This window comes from Candidatus Aegiribacteria sp., from assembly GCA_021108005.1.
GTDB lineage: Bacteria > Fermentibacterota > Fermentibacteria > Fermentibacterales > JCC-6 > Aegiribacteria.
The window spans coordinates 40,776-57,973 of record JAIORS010000022.1; the positions used below are offsets into that span (position 1 = coordinate 40,776).

Below are 17,198 nucleotides of genomic sequence, written 5' to 3' on the forward strand. Positions count from 1 at the left end.
CAAAGAGTATTTTCAAGTATAATGAAATATATGAGAATTTGTTTTTACTCAGCAGTTGTGATATCCATATTCCTGTGTTCGGTAAGAACTGAGGCAGGTGTGTCTCCTCAGCGAATCCCACAGCTTGATAGCCTCGCCTCTGACATATCATTTCTTGGATATATTCCGTCAGGGGGAAGATTTACCATCCTGGCTGCTTACAATAACTGGTTCGGTCTTCTTACCAGTGTAAGGCTGCTTCCAGGAGACAGCGATGAAATGGCAGCTTTACTTATGGATACTTCGGGGAAATACAGGTATTACGGAGCTGCCCCCTGGACTCCCGATGGGGATATGGTTCTGGTTACTGCTCCTCAGTATATCTGTCTGCCTTCCAATCTGCAACCGGCAGTTGCAGTTGGCTCTCAAGCGTTCTTCTTCATTGACGGATACGAATTGCTGAGCGAACCTCAGACGGCTATAGGAACGCCGAATCTCGAAGTATTTGAAATTTGCCCTGATTCAGCGGGCCGATTCCTGTTTAACACTCCACTGAAAGGAGTCTACTGGGTAGAGGTTATGCAACAGACATCTTCAGGACCGTCTATTGAGCTTCTTTTTCCTATTATTGCAGGCGGAACAGCAGCAGATGTATTCAACGGCACAATGAGAATAACCGGTTCCGAGGCTGACAGCCCATCGGAAGTATTTCGTGAATTGAACAGTATAAGACACAGCAAGGGGATACAGATTCTGCAGCCCAGCGGAACACTTGACAGTCTCGCCTCTATAAGAGCGGAAAACCTTGCGTTTTCCGGATCGTTTTCACATTTCGGTCTCAATACCGGCAGCCTGCCAGAAATCCTTTCACAGAGTATATCAGTGTACGGTGAGAATATCGGAAGAGGAAGAGGATATCAGGAGGCATGGTCAATGATTCTTATCAGCCCTTTCCATCTTCAGACCTGCATGGCTGAAGCTTATACCCATATGGGAATATCGGGAGCAGTGGAAACCTCAGAATACGAATGGCAACTGGTTCTGGTCCAGGTATTCGCGTCGGGAGTAAACGAATAATGATTGTGCAGATATCCGAGATTATTGGCAACAGCACTCTTGAAGTAACAGCTGGAATCGGGCACGATTCCATGATCCTTCTTGCGATATTGGCCCTTGGCAGTGCTGTAACCGGAGGATTCCCGATGCTGTCCGCACCTTCCTTCGAATTCTCACTGAATAGAGTTTTTATTCTATCCCTCTTCTTTCTCTGTCCACATAATCCAACTGTCTATTTCGCCCTTGCCTCCGTTGTCGCAGGCGCTGCTCTTCGAAGAACTGTATCGAGCAGACAATTCTGGCGGTACGTCACTTCTGGAATTCTTATGGTTCTACTGCTTGAATTCGGTCCTGTCGTATACCAGAAACTAAATCCCGGAGTTCCCGTCCAGATGATTACTATTTCAGTTCTACCTGTTCTGATCTTAATTGAGGTCATCATCACAATAATATTCTCTGTAAAGGGATCAGATATCAGTAAACTTTCAGGATGGATACTGATTTCATATATAGCCGCTATCCCCCTCTCACTCATGACTGTAATCATGGTTATCAAAGCTGACGTTCTCGGAGCCGCACTGGCTTCTGTAGGATTGACCGGTTTCTCTTTCATCGGAAGGTCCATAAACAGGAAAAATCAGTGGAATGCACAGAGAATAAAAGAGATTAGCCTCCAGGACAGACTGGCCGCACGCCTGATGAAATCATCTTCATATATTGAGTACATCTACATACTGCAGAATAATATCTTCAAGTATTCAGGCAGCCGCATAAGAGCACTCACCAGATCAACTGGAACCTATGACTGGATTCTTTGGAGCTCGGATGAACAATCCTGTTGTATGAAGAACGATGTTACAGGCACCATACCCTCCAAAAGCCAGTTTACAAATAACTTTTCAGTGAAGAGCATCAAGGGGACAGCTCTTGGATTAACGGATAATAAAGATGTGATAATTGTGTTCTCCGGTCCTGAAAAAGATATCCTCCAGAAGATACCTTTCAATCTTCTCGAAAACCTTGTGCTTTTACTGGTTCATTCATGGGAGACAGTGGGTCATGCCCTGCGAAGCGAAAGGTCATTTCTTGCTGCCGCGGTTATGCTTGCGCGGCTGGCCGATTCAAAGGACAATTATACTCACGGTCATTCGCTGAGAGTTGCCAACCTTTCATACTCACTCGGCAAGTATCTACACCTTTCCCCTGAGAACATTCAAACACTGCGTGTCGCTGCAATACTCCATGACATCGGGAAACTGGCAATACCAGCATCAATTCTCACCAAAAGAGGCCTTCTGACAAAAAAAGAACGGGAAATCATGGAAGCTCATCCCGAAGAAGGCGCAAGAATTGTCTCCGGATTATCAGGTTACGAAGAAGTGGTAGAAATAATCAGAAGCCATCATGAAAGACTCGATGGAAATGGATATCCGGATGGCCTTCGCAATGGGGATATTCCTTTCATGGCAAGAATCGTTGCAGTAGCCGATACCTATGATGCGATTACAAGCAACAGATCGTACCATTCAATATCCGGGGGCGAAAACGCGCTTGAATCTATAAGAGCGGAAGAGGGAAGTAAGTTCGATTCAAGGATCGTCAGCGCACTTGAATCGATACTCAAAAACGAAAAAGTGAGCATGGCATGACTTCAAATGATACAGACAGTGGATTGACTCTTTTCACCGGAGCAGCAGTTCTTCTGCTTATTCTGTGGGTACCTGTTAAGCATGTTCTGCTTCCGGGCGTCAATGAATACTTCATGCTGTCCTGCATATGGATCGGACTCATTTACACTATAGGGATGCAGAGCCACAGAACAACAGGATATCCTGTGACTCTGTTTCCTGTCTTTCAGGGATACATGGCACTGACCGGGTATACGGTTCTGCAGGAAACAGGCTTCATTCTATCCGTCTTTACCGGTATGTTCATTTATACAGTCAGAATTGGTGAAACATCCAGAAACTGTTTTCTCAACTCAATTAAAACTGCGCTGGTATGTCTTCTGTCCTTAAGAATTACAGCTTTCGTACTTTACCAATTCCGCGATAGGATATTTGGAAACGAATACCTGACCGCTGCAGCACTTTCAGTTGCGGTACTGATAGTGGTATTTCTGAATCAGCTTCTCGGATTCTTAACCGAAGCCTCCGGAATGAAAGTTATGAAGCGGACTTTCAGTAAATATGTCAGATCGGTTATCTATCCCGGATTCTTCATCCTCTTTCTTCTTCCCGCTGCATTGCAGACTGAAAATCTTTCCTCAAATGTTTGGGAATGGAATCTTATTGCAGGCGTGATTACTATACTTGTATTTCAAACAGGGCTGTCAATGCTTCTGGACAAAGCAAGATTCTCCTATTCAAGAACCAGATTTCTAGATAAAGAACTGAGCAAACACTCTGAGATCCTCACCAACCTTGACACTCCAATTGAAGCCCTGAGAATTCTCGCAAATTTCTGGTTTCAGGCATCTGAACCGGAAGCTGTGAGAGTAACCTGGAAGAACATCTCAATGACATATCCCACCGGCTTTGAAACCTCTGGAACAATCCCTCTGTCTCGAAAGGGAGAGGAAGGCCTCTTTCTGGAAGTATGGCCTTCACCAAAGACAACACTGGATAAAGAACGCATTGAGATCTTCATACTGCAGACCGAAACGGTACTGAAAAATCTCGAACTCCGGGATAACGTATTCAAGAGCGGCTGGAAATGTCTTGAAGCGATGGTATACTCCCTTGATATGTCGGACAGCAGACAGACCGGCTACAGTAGAATCGTTGCGAATATTGCGATGGAAATAGGACGAAAAATGGGGATGACAACCGATGCGCTTGAGGATATTGAAATGGCTGCCATGCTTCATCTGACAGCCACAATTCTGGAAAAGGCAGAGGAGGACTGGCATGAAGCTTTTTCATCTGATCCTGTCAGAATCCAGTTTCAACTGCCTCCTGAAGTTGTCGAGGGAATAAGACATTTGACCGAGAACTACGACGGATCCGGAAAACCTGATAATTTGCATGGAAAATCAATCCCTGCTATCTCAAGAATTCTATCGGTTTCCAGCAATTTCGCGGCTAATCTATCTAACCAGTCACTGGATAATGCCATTCTCGAACTCAAAAGAAGAGCCGGACTCATATACGATCCGGACATCGTTGAGATACTTGAAAACATATCCGAACAGAAGGATAGAATGGCTTTCTCAGATTACAGAATCTAGAAGAAAATCGCCGGCTGGTCGTAACCATGCCGGCGATAGTTTACAGAGTGTATCTTAGTAGTTTACTGACTGTACCTCTCAACTCTGTCGATCTTCTCCTGGCAGAGAGAGATAGAATTATTAGCAGCCTGCACCATGTTCTGGGCGCTTCCTGCCCTGTATCCGGTTACATGCGACAGGTACGATATTGCAGTGTTCAAATCGGTTATAGCATTCTGCCATGTGGGTATATTCTCGGAAACAAGTTCCGATATGCGAGCCTTGTTTGAGCCGCTCTGGTAGTAGAATGCCCCCATCATATAGTTGGCAAGTGGATCATTAGGATAGGAGTTGCTGAGGCGGGAAAACACGCCCTGCATTGCACCCCGCTGTCCGCTGTCACGGTAGATTGACGCAAGAAGTATATACGCTTCTCTGTTTCCAGTACTTGAGATAAGAGATTCCAGCCTGTTGACAGCGCTGGTTGTTCTGCCAGCCCAGGATTCTACCTGTGCGGTGTAGAGAATCTTCTGTGAATTATCCGGGTCTGATTCCAGATAGATCACCGCATTGTCAGCAGCTTTTCCGTAATCGCTTATCTTCACGTAGGACTGTATGAGACGCTGCCTGAGGCCGCTCATATTAGTGTTTACAGCAAGTATTTCCTCCATATAGGGTATAGCCTTGGAGTACTCCTCCGTCTGGAAATAGAGAAGACAAAGTGGGAATTTAATAGAAAGGTTATCCGGATTGGACGCAAGTGCTGTCTCGAAGCTCGCAACTGCTTGATCCAGCTCTCCAAGTGCCTGATATGCTTCAGCCAGTCCGAGATAAGCATCCGCATTCTCCGGATCGATATCCACAGCATTCTCAAAGTAAATTTTCGCGCTGGCGGCATCATCCTGAGCAAGGTGTACGTTTCCGATTCCGGTTAACGCGTCTGCGTTTGTTTCGTCTTCAGCGAGAATCTCTTCATACATATCGAGGGCTTTGTCCACTGAATCCACTTCTGCCTCTAGGTAGATATCAGCAAGCTGGAATCTTGCCTCAAGTAGAGACGGGTCAACGGAAAGTGCCTGGTTCAGGAACATGATAGCCATGGACCAGTTTTTCATCTGGATACTGAATGCGGCCTGGTCAAGCGCCTGCTGTATTCTGCCGCCAACGAGCTCCGAAATCTCATCAATCATGCTTTCAGCAAGTTCTTTCACGGGATCGGAGTTCTTCGGAACCATGGCAGGATCCGCGTTAATCGTGTTACCTGAAACGGGTATACTTACATTCCAGTAAACCTGAAATTCATCTCCAGAAGGGGCTATGTTACCGTAGAGTATTATCTCTGCTCCAAGAGCAATACCGGCATCAGCGACAAAGTCCGGTGGAACTCCGTATTCGAAATCAGATGGATTGAAACCCAGATTTTCGAATGCATCGTCAAGATCATTATCGGAAATGAAGGAATAATCGGGACTCTCCTCAAAAATATCCTTAAGAGCGTCGTAAAGTTTCTCGCTAACCCACCGGGCATCAGAACCACTATAACCGAAAGGTACTATACCGACTCTTGCGGATTCGGAATCCTCCGAAGCAACCGCGATACCGCAGGCCAGCAGAATCAGGCATACTGTCGCGAACATTATTCTCATCATTCTTTCCTCCATTAAGCAGATGATGCAAGAAGTGTATTGTTACATATTATTCGAATAGTAGATGGCAAATATGGTGCCATTAAGCATTTCAGGCAAGAACCTGATATTCCGTCAAAAAACATAATTATTCATCCTGATCCTGCTTTTCCGTAAGACCCTTCATTGATGATACACCTGAGGAGGAACAGTGTTCCAATACGAAGTCCATAACCTGATTCTCCGAGACTATCCTGAAGGGTGGAATGGATCGTAAAAATACACTGCCGTAGTTCTTCGTAAGAATTCTTCTATCCATGATCATTACAACTCCGGTATCATCAAGCGACCTGATCAACCTTCCCACCCCCTGCCTGAGGCGCACTGCAGCCAGGGGCAGAGAATACTGTCCGAAGGAACTTCCCCCATGCTTTTCTATCAGCTCCATTCGCGCCCTGATAAGAGGATGCCCCGGAGAAGCGAAGGGAAGCCTGTCAATAATGACTGCCTGAAGCATGCTTCCGGGAAGATCAACGCCTTCCCAGAATGAGGAAGTACCCAGAATAATCGCCCTGCTCGATTCTCTGAAATCCTTTAGTATACCATTCCTTGACATCTCGCCCTGAACAAAAAGCCTTATGTCGGGATTAAGCTCCTTTTCAGCTATCTGTTTTACCAGTTTCAGGTTTCTGTAACTGGTGAACAGCATGAGAGTCCTTCCATTCAGTTGCTCTGCGATTTTTTTGCCCCATCCCCAGGCGGCCATGGCCAGATCTTCATGTGAGTTGTGAGGAGGAAGATTGTCAGGTATGGACAAGACAGCCTGTGAAGAGTAATCAAAAGGGCTTCCAAAGCTTTTTGAAAGGGCATCCCATGCCCCAAGCCTGCTGCGGAAAAAATCAAATTCATCGGCTACAGTCAGCGTGGCTGAAGTCAGAATAGTAGTATCAAACCTCGAGTATACCGTATCGATCAGATCTGGTCCGATATTCAGAGGTACACCCTTCAAAACATGCTGTTTTCGACCGGTTTCCACGAAACAGCAATACTCCTCTGTGCTGATATCCAGAAATCCACCGGATGTAAGTACAACAGCAGAGGCAGCCTGCGCAACAGGGAGCATATCCTCTATTTTTTCAACATCGGAAACAAGTTGTCTGGCGATGTTTTGAACGTTTAGAAGTCCCTCACTGTTATCAACAGGATCCCACACGGATGTTTCTTTTATCCCGTCGGTAAGATCGGCAATTGCGGCGGACAACTGCCTGGTTCTTTCCAGAAGAGAAGCCTTTTTCACCGTATCCAGCTCGCTGAAAGCAATTCCATCGAAAATCGGTATAAGCATGCCTTCACCAAGTGAGAGACCCAGGCAGGAGCTTGCTGCGTCCTCAAGTCGATGGCCCTCATCTATTACAAGCACATCGGCTCCGGGAAGTACTTCATCGGCCATCAGTCCGGATATCAGCAGATGATGGTTCAGAATAAGAATGTCCGATTTCCTGGCTTGATTTCTTGCTCTGAAAAAATGACAGGCACCCCTGAAACTGCAGGAAGATCCGATGCAGTCAAGATGGTCAGATCTAAAATGCCTCCATACCTGGGAAGGAAGCTCTTCCGGGAAAGATGAGATATCACCGTCCTCCGTTGTTTCGGCCCACCGCTCAAAATCGCTTTCAATCCTGAATGATGGGCTCCCCGATTTCCATTTCCTCAGGCACAGGTAATTATTTCTCCCCTTCAACACACTTACCAGAGCATCGGAATCCAGTGCCGAAAGCACAGCCGGAGCGTCCTTGTTGGCCAGCTGGTCCTGAAGGGTTATCGTTGCTGTTGATATGAATATCTTTCTGCCGGACAGCACAGCGGGAATAATGTACGCAAGGCTTTTACCGATCCCGGTTCCGGCCTCGAAGAGATGAATACCCCCTGTATCCATTGCGGAACCTACCGCCTGAGCGAATTTCACCTGGAGGGGTCTTACCGAATATTCCGGAATTGAAGAATTCAGAATATTTCCGCTGAAAACATCGTCTATTTTCTCCGAAATGGCTGACTTCAATTTGCAGCCTTCCTATGCTTGCGGATACCCTTGAGAATAAGCTGTATACTTCCGTCCCCGCGATAGGTATCCAGTGCCAGAGTAAACGCGAGATCAACTTTTCCGTTGAACAGTGACTGGCTGTTCACCATGTTAAAACCGATAGCCTTATGAACAGCTGAACCAATTCTGAAATTGCAGCTGAGGTGTTTCGCGCTTTTCCCGACCGCTCTCCATTGTACAGGATAGGCTCCCCTTGCCAACCATACGGGTTTTTTGTTGCCCTCTCCGAATGGTTCAAGTATTTCTATAGCTCGCAGAGTTTTAGCATTGTAATCCTGTTCCTCGAGTTTACCGTCAATATAAAGAACCGAACCCAGACGCGCTTCCCACTCCGTTCCCGAAAGAATGCTGATCAGCTCTTCTCTGAGAATGGAGATGTTGCCTGTTGGGATCCTGAAACCCGCTGCCATCGGATGACCTCCCAGACTATCCATTATCCCATGTTCCGCCTGTATTCCGGTGAGAATTGAATAAATCGGTATTCCTGGAACGCTTCGTGCAGAACCATAACCGTTGCCTTTCTCGATAGAAATTATAATCGATGGTACACCGTACCTTGAAACAAGCCTCGATGCGACTATTCCTATTACGCCCCGGTGCCATCCTTCGTCCGCCATTACGATGCAAGAAGGATTATCAAGAGCCTCAACAAGCTGAATAATATGTTCTTCAATTTCACTGTCCAGTTTTCTACGTATCCGATTGTATTCTTCCACGGTTTTTATCAATTCCCCCGCCTCTTCACTGCTACCCGCGAGAAGCAGCTTAACCGCGTCCTCCGCGTGACCTATCCGACCGCAAGCATTGATCCTGGGTCCAAGATAGTATGCCAGATCCGTTGAATTCATTTGCTGAATATCAACAGACGAGGATTCTGCGAGAGCGGATATACCTGGTAACGTCCTTGTGCGAAGCAGCTTCAGACCCTCGGAGACCAGAATTCTATTGTCATCGATAAGCTCCACCACATCTGTCACTGTACCTATCGCCACAAGCTGGAGCAGTTCATGAAGATATTCTTTATCGGCGTCAAGAAGATCGTAAACAGCTCTGACAACCATCCAGGCAACACCGGCACCGGCAAGTTTTGAGTAAGGAGTATCACCATCCAGCACGGGATCAACAACTGCTTCGGCATCAGGCAGGATACTTCCGGGCTGATGATGATCGGTGATGATAGTATCTACGTTCATGCTCTTTAAATTTTCAACATATCCGGCAGCTGTGATACCGCAGTCAACGGTAATGAACAAATTGGTATTATCAGCCTTGCATACTTCGATACTGGATTCGCCCAATCCGTATCCGTCTTCGAACCTGTCTGGAATAAAGTAGTCAATATGGGCTCCGAGTGATCGCAGCCCCATGTAGACTATTGTGGTGGCTGTAATTCCATCGGCATCGAAATCGCCGTGAACCATGATGTTTTCATTATTCTGAATCCCGTGAACGATCCGTTCAGCGGCCTTGCGGACTCCTCCGATGTCCTGCCAGCAAGACAACGAATTCATATCCGGATGAAGAAATCTGTCCAGTTTTTCGCCAGATAATCCCCGCCTCGTCAGAAGAAGAGAAATGGATTGCGGAAGATTGCGAGGGTTACTTGCTTCTTTGATATTCAATCCAGGCGCAGGTCTGGCTACCCAGCGTTTCCTCAAAACTCCTCCAAAATAGTAAGGGCCAGGCTGTAAGCCGGGTTCTGTTCCGCCATAAGGCGGCAGTGGTCATCCATCTGGGATGCCAGTTGCCTGACACCTCTAGCGACCAACCCGGAGGTCAAAGGGAACGGGCAGCTCCCTGGTCTCTAAGAGACCTCCCTCTCTATTCGGCCTTGCACCGGACAAGGTTTACCATGCGAACGCTGTTACCAGCATCCCGGTAGGCTCTTACCCCACCTTTTCACCCTTACCCCCGACAATAGCATCGTTATTCAATTGGAATAGACCTGCAAAACACATCGGGGGCGGTTTCGTTTCTGTGGCACGTTCTTTCCGTCGCCGGAACCGGGATTTCCCCGGTGTCCCGCCCTGTGGAGCCCGGACTTTCCTCCCCCTGGTGGGGGGCGACCACTCACCTGACCCTATAGTAAAATATAGTTATTTTGCTCCTGCCATGGAGCTGTCATTTTTCCATATCACAAATCGTCCACAGATTGGACAGATATAAGTCTCACCCTGGCTTATCTCAACAGCGGTTTGTGGCGGTATATTGGTCAGGCAGCCTCCGCAGGTTCCGTTTTGAAGCCCCACAACTACCAGACCCCTGCCTTTTGCGTGAAGCTGTTCGTACTTGTCAAGCATACGCTTACCGATATCCAAAGCTGTGACTTTTCTTTCAGCCATCAGTTCTTCAATGTTCTCCTTAAGAACTTCAAGCTGTCCTTCGAGGATATTCTGTCTTTTCTCCGATCTCTTCTTGTTTCGCTCCCATATTTTTCTGGCTTCTTCCAGATCTTTCTCGCCCTGTTCCTCTTCGTACATCTTTTCAATTATCTGACTGTCAAGACCGCTGACCTTGTTCCTGGCGTATTCGATCTGTTCCAGCATGGCTCTGTAGGCATCGTTCGTTTTCATCTCAAGAAGCTTGCCCTTGAATTCAGCCATCCTGTTCTCATGAGCTTCCTTGTTTTCGATGCATTTTCTGCTGGATTCCCTCGTTTCCTCCAGTTTTCTTTTTTCCTTCTCGTATTCCGCTTTCTGCGACTTAAGTTCCCGTTCATGGATCAGCTTCTCCCGGGGGATTTCATCCATTTCCGCAGATACTCGATCTATACGGGAATCAACGTCCTGTAAAAGCAATATTTTCTTAAGATCCTCTCTCATCGTTACTACCCCCATACGTTCAACAAAAAGAAATGGGGTACCCCGAGGGTACCCCGTTAAAACCGGTTTCAAATTTGATGCATGCATCATAGTACATAATCACAGCACCACTTATTCCGCTTCATGGAATGGTGGGCGGGACAGGATTTGAACCTGCGACCCCAAACGTGTGAAGCTTGTGCTCTAGCCAACTGAGCTACCCGCCCTTCCAGGCAAAATGATACTGGTGGGCCCACCTGGACTCGAACCAGGGACCGACCGGTTATGAGCCGGTGGCTCTAGCCAACTGAGCTATGGGCCCGATAAGAGAACGAATTTATCTCAAAAAGGCTCATTTGTCAAGATGAAATATTCTTTCATCAGTTTGGAAGCCCTTGCATTCTCTCTCTGTAATCGTTCATATTCCCCGGGGCAGTGATCTCCGTTTACTGAAAGCGTTTTTTAGAATTATGCCGGAGTGGCGGAATCGGCAGACGCGGCGGACTCAAAATCCGTTGTCCCTTGTGGACTTGAGGGTTCAAGTCCCTCCTCCGGTACCAGAAAGAGGGCACTCTTCAATAGGGTGCCCTCTTCTTATTCAAACAGCTCTACCTAATAATTGTCATCCTTGATGAAACGGTAGTATCGTTTAATTTGGCACGAACGAAGTAGATACCGTTCCCCACTGTTTCGGGAACCATCCAGCTGCAGGCATGGGTTCCTGAAGCGATTTCTTCAGCACTGATAATCGCAATCCTGCGGCCCGATATATCGAAAACACCTATCTCAATCATTCCTGTATCCTCGGTGTAAATTTCAAAAGAAGCCAGGCCATGAACAGGGTTGGGGTTGATAGAGCTGATCAGAATTCCCGCGGGATCAGCAGACTGTGGGCCATCTTCAATACCAACCACAAGTGCGGCCTGAACAGCTGCAAGCGCGTCTACTCTTCCAGCGCCGTAGGTGTTGTCCTTCCCGCTGGCCCCGAGATCAAGTGACGTCACTTCGATAATGCTGTCGATCTTGGCCACACTCAGCGCTGGATTCGCATCAAGTATGAGCGCAGCAACACCGGCAATGTGCGGAGTAGCCATCGATGTTCCACTCATGGTTGTATATCCACCGCCCCAGCAGGTACTTACCACATCTACTCCCGGTCCGCAGATGTCAGGATCGATAAGAGGTTCCGTATCACTGTAATCGTTCCAGGGAGATACGGAGCCCCACCAGCCGACGGGTCCTCGGCTTGAGGAACCCGCTATAACATCGCTGCTATTTGTAGATCCTACAGTAACAACCGCGCTCCGTCCCCCATGGTATGTCTGATTGGGGTGGAACCATGGAGGCGGGCAGTCTCCGCTGGAAAGAATGGTTCCTGCGCCAGGGCCACTATTGCCGGCTGCGACACTATGGTAAACTCCAGCGGTAAGAAGGTTCTCTTCCGCGGTTCTTAGCGTAGCATTACCGGTTCCGGGAGCGCCAAGGGACATAGTAAGAACTGAAGCGCCGTTGTCGGTGCCGAACTCCATGGCCTGTATCCATGTATACTCGCCACCGCTGTAGTAGTTAATACGGAGAGCCATGCAGGTTGCGCCGGGAGCTACACCCGTTTCGGTACCTTCTGTACCGTAGCCGCAGACAGAACCTGAAGTGTGGGTTCCATGACCGTGGTCATCCATTGGATCATCATCCCCATTGTAAAAATCCCATCCGTAATGATAGCCTGCAGCAGTATCGTGCCACATGTTATTGTGAAGATCCATGTGGTTGTAGTCGGTACCGGTGTCAATTACACCGACTATGACTCCACTGCCGTTATAACCAAGGGCCCATACATCGTCAGCGTTTATCTTTGTAACGCTCCAGGTTATCGCCTTACCGAGTTCTTCCGGTGTTGCATCCCGTACATCGTAGGGATAGATCAGCCCTGCGTTTTCATGGGCTGCACGTTCAATGACTGTTACATCACTTCGTGAAGCAATGTGACTGATAACAGAAGGTGTCGCTTCGCAGTAAACAGCATTTGCCAACCAGAGCGAGACGATGTTGCAAACACTTTCTGTAGTATAGATCCCAAGCTCTCTGATAATGCTCCTCTGGGATACATCGGCAATATCCTTCAGCGCATCAACAACGAATTCCTGTCTTTCCTCGCGAATCATATTCACCGAGACAGCATCGATCCAATCGGTGTCGAGTTCTCCCTGGGCAAGTATGAAAACAGGAATGAGTTCAGTTTTCTCGGAGGTCTGAATCAGATCCTGTAGATCCGGGTGAATGGTTCCTGAGAATGCGGGTACAGCAGCTATAAGCAGCAGAATAATATACTTCACTACCTTATTCCTTTCAGATGTAATTACACTTAACTGTAGAATAACTTGCATAAGTAATAATTACATCAGAAGTTGAACGCAATAGATCGTGCATGAGATCAAACGTTCTGCTTCGCCTGTTTTCTCGCAAGACTGATTACTGTTCTCGCAGCGGCTATTCTTATTTCCCTGGAATCGTGTCTAATAAGTTTTTCAAGATAGGTTTTTGAAAGAGCATAATTACCCATTGAAGCCCATCGGAGCATAGATACGATACCTTTTCTTGTGAGTTTTAATCTGTTCTTCGCGATTTTGTCAACGATCCTCGCAAGATCGTAGCCTCTGGGCGCGACTTCTCTGGATTTCAGAGTCTCCAGAAGAGCTTCAAATTCATCTGAATCAGTGCTTTTGTCAAGATTGTCAAGGAGCCAATTCGAAGTTTCACCGGATGCTTTGCCAGCCAGTCGTCCAATGAATTTCAGAATCTGTATGCGATCGCTGCGTCTCTTGGGTTCAAGAGAAATAAAAGATAGTTCCAGTTTCTCAACCAATTTATCAGGCAGTCCATCAGGATCGAACCTGTCAAGCTGCGGCAGAAGTTCAAAATAGTCTTTACTGTCAATTGCTTTCAGCATTTCATCAACGCAGATCTGTCCTCCGAGCGTAATCAGCGTTTTCCATATGGTTTCTTTATCAACACCCGGATTTCCCCTGAGAATAGAAACCACCGAGTCTGCCAGGAGCGGATTCCCAAGAAATGCAGCCCCTTCCAGAGCTGCGGCAAGTTCCTGTCTGAAGTTCAGCCAGAACCTCCCCCCGTTCGGTTTTCCAAGTTCGTTTTTCAGGATTTCTACCGCTCCCTGCCAGCCGCTTATACCCAGACCCCGGAGAGCCGCCCTTCGAACCCAGGTATTTTCATCGTTAACGGCATCCTTCAGAAGGGCTCCCGCTTCGCTTCCCAGAACAAATGGCAACGCCATCGTCGCAGCGGTTCTGACGTGTGCGTTACTATCCTTCATCGCAATCTTCAAAGCCTCCACTGAATCCTTTCCCGCAACGTTCCCAAGTGCCCTGGCAGCACTCTTACGGACTTTGTAATCCTTTTCACTGCTGAGGATTTCAATGAGGCAACAAGCCATTTTTTTATCTCCCAGGATACCCGCTGATTCGATAAGAGCTTTGATCTGCAAAATATCGGGATCGGAATTCCGCAACCATTTTCTGAAATCCTGATATCCGGGCATTCCATCCCCGCCGCTGAGAAAGCTCGCGACAGTATCGGGAAGGAGCTCTCCCTTAAGTCTCTTCTTCTCAAGTCCGGCCAGATGCGCAAGTTCTTCCACGCTGCTGCATTCGGTTCCGTCAACTACCGATACGGTAAGATCCATAATGGGATAGAACCGGAATTCTCCGGATCTGTCCAGGGCTTCGATTCCGCCCGCGGCGTGATCTCTGCCACTGTAGAAACCGCCGGCCCTTCCGTTGAAAATTCTGCTGGCGCGTTTGACGGACTCAACAAATTCGTCGCCTTTCCCTACCGCTATAAAATCATCGCCGCCTACATGACCAACAAAATACGCCGGAAGGTTCTCAGTCAGTATTGCCGCTACCGCTCGGAGTACGGCATCTCCTCTGCTGAAGCCGTAGTAATCGTTAAAAGGTTTGAAACCGGATATATCGAAGTAAGCTGCCAGCCCGTGCCCATCGATGACAACGGATTTAATTTTGGATGTAATTGAGATATTTCCGGGAAGCCCCGAGAGAGGATTTCTTGTGCTTGCGTTTTCGAGGAGCTTTAAAATACCACGAAGAGTTGCCCGAATGGTCTTTTCCGATGTTCCGGCCGGAATAAACCCGGCAGCTCCGGTATCAAGCCACTGCTCGATGTTATTATCCGAGCAGTACACCAGCCAGGGAATTTCAGAACCGCAAAAGCCTCTGATCGTTTCCAGCACTTTATCGGGGTCCTGATCTCCAGAAACAAGAACTGCAAAGCAGTCTCTTCGGTTGCATCTGTCTATATCAATGGAACCTGAAAACGGGGAGTTTTCATCTCCCATCCATACGAATTTACCTGATAACTGCTCTCCCATCGCACCACTCAATCAGTTTTTCAGACGAAACTTCAACTTTTGAAGCTGTTCCCGTTTCTCCCAGTAAAGAATCTATAATATCATCCAGAATCGCAATACCCGCGGGCTGCCCGGTCTTTCCTAATACGATCCCCGCGGGAGCGTCTGACCTCCTAAGTTTTGCCGTTACACTTATAAGATCATCCCCTGCTTCAAAATAAGGTAACCCCTCAACCCCGTTCCCATCGAGTACGCTGCTGGATTTTACTATTGAATTGCCATCCACATATCCCCGAATGGTCTCGCCATCCTTTTCACATACCAGCAGAAAGGAGTACTCCGTATCGATAAGCTTCTCAAGAATTGCATTCCTGGTCTCTCCTATTCCGGTAACGGGTATTCCTCTGAGTTTCCTCATGACATTACCAATTCTCACATCGTTCATTCTAAGAATTCTCTCCGCGATGTGCCCGGCATCCGATGAGGAATCGGTAAGAAGCCCAAGAATTTCGCTCTTGCTTTCAAATACGCCTGAATCACTCGTTCTGCCTACAATCAAAGATGAAAAGAAATCGGCGATGAGGATAACAGGAAATAGAACTATTCTCAGTACAAGCAGTGGGAATGAAAAGTTCGAGACCACGCTTTCCTTCGATACCAGCATAAGATGTTTGGGGATCAACTCCGCGAATATCAGTATGAAGAAAGATAGGAAAGTTATGAGAACCGGTTCAACCCAGAGAATATCAAATCCTTCTGAAAACCTCGAAGTAATACTTGATGCCAGAACAACGCCGACATTCGTTCCAACAAGAGTCGTGGTTAGATATCTGCGGGGATTCTCAATGAAGTTCAGTGAAAGACGAGACCATTTTTTGCCTTCCCTGAGGCGGCTGTAAGCTCTTATTTTGCTAGCTGCAGAAAATGCGGACTCCGCACCGCTGGAAAAAGCTGCCAGTATTACCGCGAGAATAAACAGAAACAGCATCATGATTCAGGCTCCTCTTTGCTGATGAGCCTGACTTCCATACGATCCATTCTGGGTCCCTCTCTGGAAGTTATTCTGAAAAGATAATTCGAAATTTGAATTTCCTCTCCCTCTAACGGTATCCTTCCAGTGACCTCCTGAACCAGCCCGCTGCATGTTTCAGCGAACCTGGCACGAAAATCCTTTCCCGTAAGCTCCGAAAGGGTTGAGAGCTTCATTGCGGCAGGTATTTCGAGCCATCCATCCTTTACATTTACGCCTTCGGGAAGGGTACCAGGTTCCAGGGCGGAACTGAACAGGAAATAATCAAGGATATCATGTACTGTGACAATACCTGTCCAGTCACCATATTCGTCAAATACGGCACCGGTTTCTTCGTCTGAATCCCTCAATCCCTTCAGAACTGCTTCAAGAGGAGCATTCTCGGGAAAAGATGGAAGATGATGAATGTTAAGGGGCTCTCCGTCACCGGAGGTAAAATACTCCCTGGAATCAATGTAACCCGCCACCTTCTCCATGGGACCGTCCAGTACGGGAAATCTGGTATGTCCGGTGCTTCTCATGACTTCGCTGAACCGTTTCTCGTTCCATCCCGTCCTCAGAACTGCCACTTCCGACCTTGGTCTCATTACATCGGTGCACTGCGATTCATTCAGTGTCAGAAGGTTCAGTGTTGCTCCTCCCTCGGATCCGAGAAGACCTTCTGACTGACCCAGTTCAACCATCGCTATTATCTCATCTCGGGAGAGCCTGCTGGCAGGACTCTTGATGCCTATTTTTCTAGAGATGAACTTCGAAAATTTAGAGAGAGTAAAAGCGATGGGAGTACATATTCTCATGAAAACCAGCAACGCCAGGGAACTTCTTGATGCCCATTTCTCAGCGTGAGACACCGCCAGTGTTTTGGGTGATATCTCACCGAAAATCAGAAGAAGAAATGTCGTTACACCCACGGCCAGTGCCAGGCTGATGCCTTTGCTGCCGGGAAGCATCCCTGCTGCGATGGTTGCCGCAATGGCCGAAGTGGTAATATTCACAACCGTATTACCGAAGAGA

Annotated in this window: 11 protein-coding genes, 3 tRNA genes and 1 other RNA gene; 4 read left to right on the forward strand and 11 right to left on the reverse strand. The window is 47.5% G+C overall.

The window, feature by feature from the left end:
- The first annotated feature begins 21 nt into the window (after positions 1-21).
- From K8S15_01740 to K8S15_01750, 3 genes are read left to right on the forward strand one after another with little or no spacing between them, the layout of a single operon-like run.
- Complete coding sequence (locus K8S15_01740) at positions 22-1,056, forward strand: hypothetical protein (protein MCD4774758.1); 1,035 nt, start codon at positions 22-24, stop codon at positions 1,054-1,056.
- The gene (locus tag K8S15_01745; protein MCD4774759.1) at positions 1,056-2,684 is read left to right on the forward strand and encodes an HD-GYP domain-containing protein; all 1,629 of its coding nucleotides are present in this window, start codon (positions 1,056-1,058) and stop codon (positions 2,682-2,684) included. The genes K8S15_01740 and K8S15_01745 overlap by 1 nt, the downstream gene beginning before the upstream one ends.
- Entirely contained in the window at positions 2,681-4,264 is a 1,584-nt protein-coding gene (locus K8S15_01750; protein ID MCD4774760.1) for a hypothetical protein, read from the forward strand. Before K8S15_01745 ends, K8S15_01750 begins: the two co-directional genes overlap by 4 nt.
- Positions 4,265-4,326: 62 nt before the next feature.
- Here K8S15_01750 and K8S15_01755 read toward each other — a convergent pair whose 3' ends face one another.
- The 7 genes from K8S15_01755 to K8S15_01785 form a co-directional block, all read right to left on the reverse strand.
- A complete protein-coding gene (locus tag K8S15_01755) occupies positions 4,327-5,892 on the reverse strand; it encodes a tetratricopeptide repeat protein (protein MCD4774761.1) in 1,566 nt (521 codons plus the stop codon).
- Positions 5,893-6,016: 124 nt separating this feature from the next.
- Positions 6,017-7,927, reverse strand: coding sequence for a hypothetical protein (locus K8S15_01760; GenBank protein ID MCD4774762.1), 1,911 nt, complete (start codon positions 7,925-7,927; stop codon positions 6,017-6,019).
- Entirely contained in the window at positions 7,924-9,627 is a 1,704-nt protein-coding gene (gene recJ / locus K8S15_01765; protein ID MCD4774763.1) for a single-stranded-DNA-specific exonuclease RecJ, read from the reverse strand. The genes K8S15_01760 and recJ overlap by 4 nt, the downstream gene beginning before the upstream one ends.
- A gap of 14 nt (positions 9,628-9,641) precedes the next feature.
- Positions 9,642-10,051, reverse strand: an RNA gene (gene rnpB / locus K8S15_01770) — RNase P RNA component class A.
- A gap of 14 nt (positions 10,052-10,065) precedes the next feature.
- Positions 10,066-10,791: a hypothetical protein gene (locus tag K8S15_01775; GenBank protein ID MCD4774764.1), complete on the reverse strand. Its 726-nt coding sequence runs from the start codon at positions 10,789-10,791 to the stop codon at positions 10,066-10,068.
- 129 nt (positions 10,792-10,920) lie between these two features.
- Positions 10,921-10,997: transfer RNA gene (locus K8S15_01780), tRNA-Val, on the reverse strand.
- An 18-nt stretch (positions 10,998-11,015) separates the two neighbouring features.
- Positions 11,016-11,092, reverse strand: a tRNA-Ile gene (locus K8S15_01785).
- A gap of 150 nt (positions 11,093-11,242) precedes the next feature.
- Here K8S15_01785 and K8S15_01790 point away from each other — a divergent pair.
- Positions 11,243-11,330 (forward strand) — tRNA-Leu (locus K8S15_01790).
- Between the two features lie 48 nt (positions 11,331-11,378).
- Here the strand turns inward: K8S15_01790 and K8S15_01795 are convergent.
- From K8S15_01795 to K8S15_01810, 4 genes are all read right to left on the reverse strand, one after another.
- A complete protein-coding gene (locus K8S15_01795) occupies positions 11,379-13,103 on the reverse strand; it encodes a S8 family peptidase (GenBank protein ID MCD4774765.1) in 1,725 nt (574 codons plus the stop codon).
- Between the two features lie 98 nt (positions 13,104-13,201).
- Positions 13,202-15,187: a HEAT repeat domain-containing protein gene (locus K8S15_01800; GenBank protein ID MCD4774766.1), complete on the reverse strand. Its 1,986-nt coding sequence runs from the start codon at positions 15,185-15,187 to the stop codon at positions 13,202-13,204.
- The gene (locus K8S15_01805; GenBank protein ID MCD4774767.1) at positions 15,153-16,145 is read right to left on the reverse strand and encodes a CNNM domain-containing protein; all 993 of its coding nucleotides are present in this window, start codon (positions 16,143-16,145) and stop codon (positions 15,153-15,155) included. Before K8S15_01805 ends, K8S15_01800 begins: the two co-directional genes overlap by 35 nt.
- On the reverse strand, positions 16,142-17,198 hold a 1,057-nt coding region (locus K8S15_01810; GenBank protein ID MCD4774768.1), incomplete at its 5' end, for a CNNM domain-containing protein. The genes K8S15_01810 and K8S15_01805, both read right to left, overlap by 4 nt.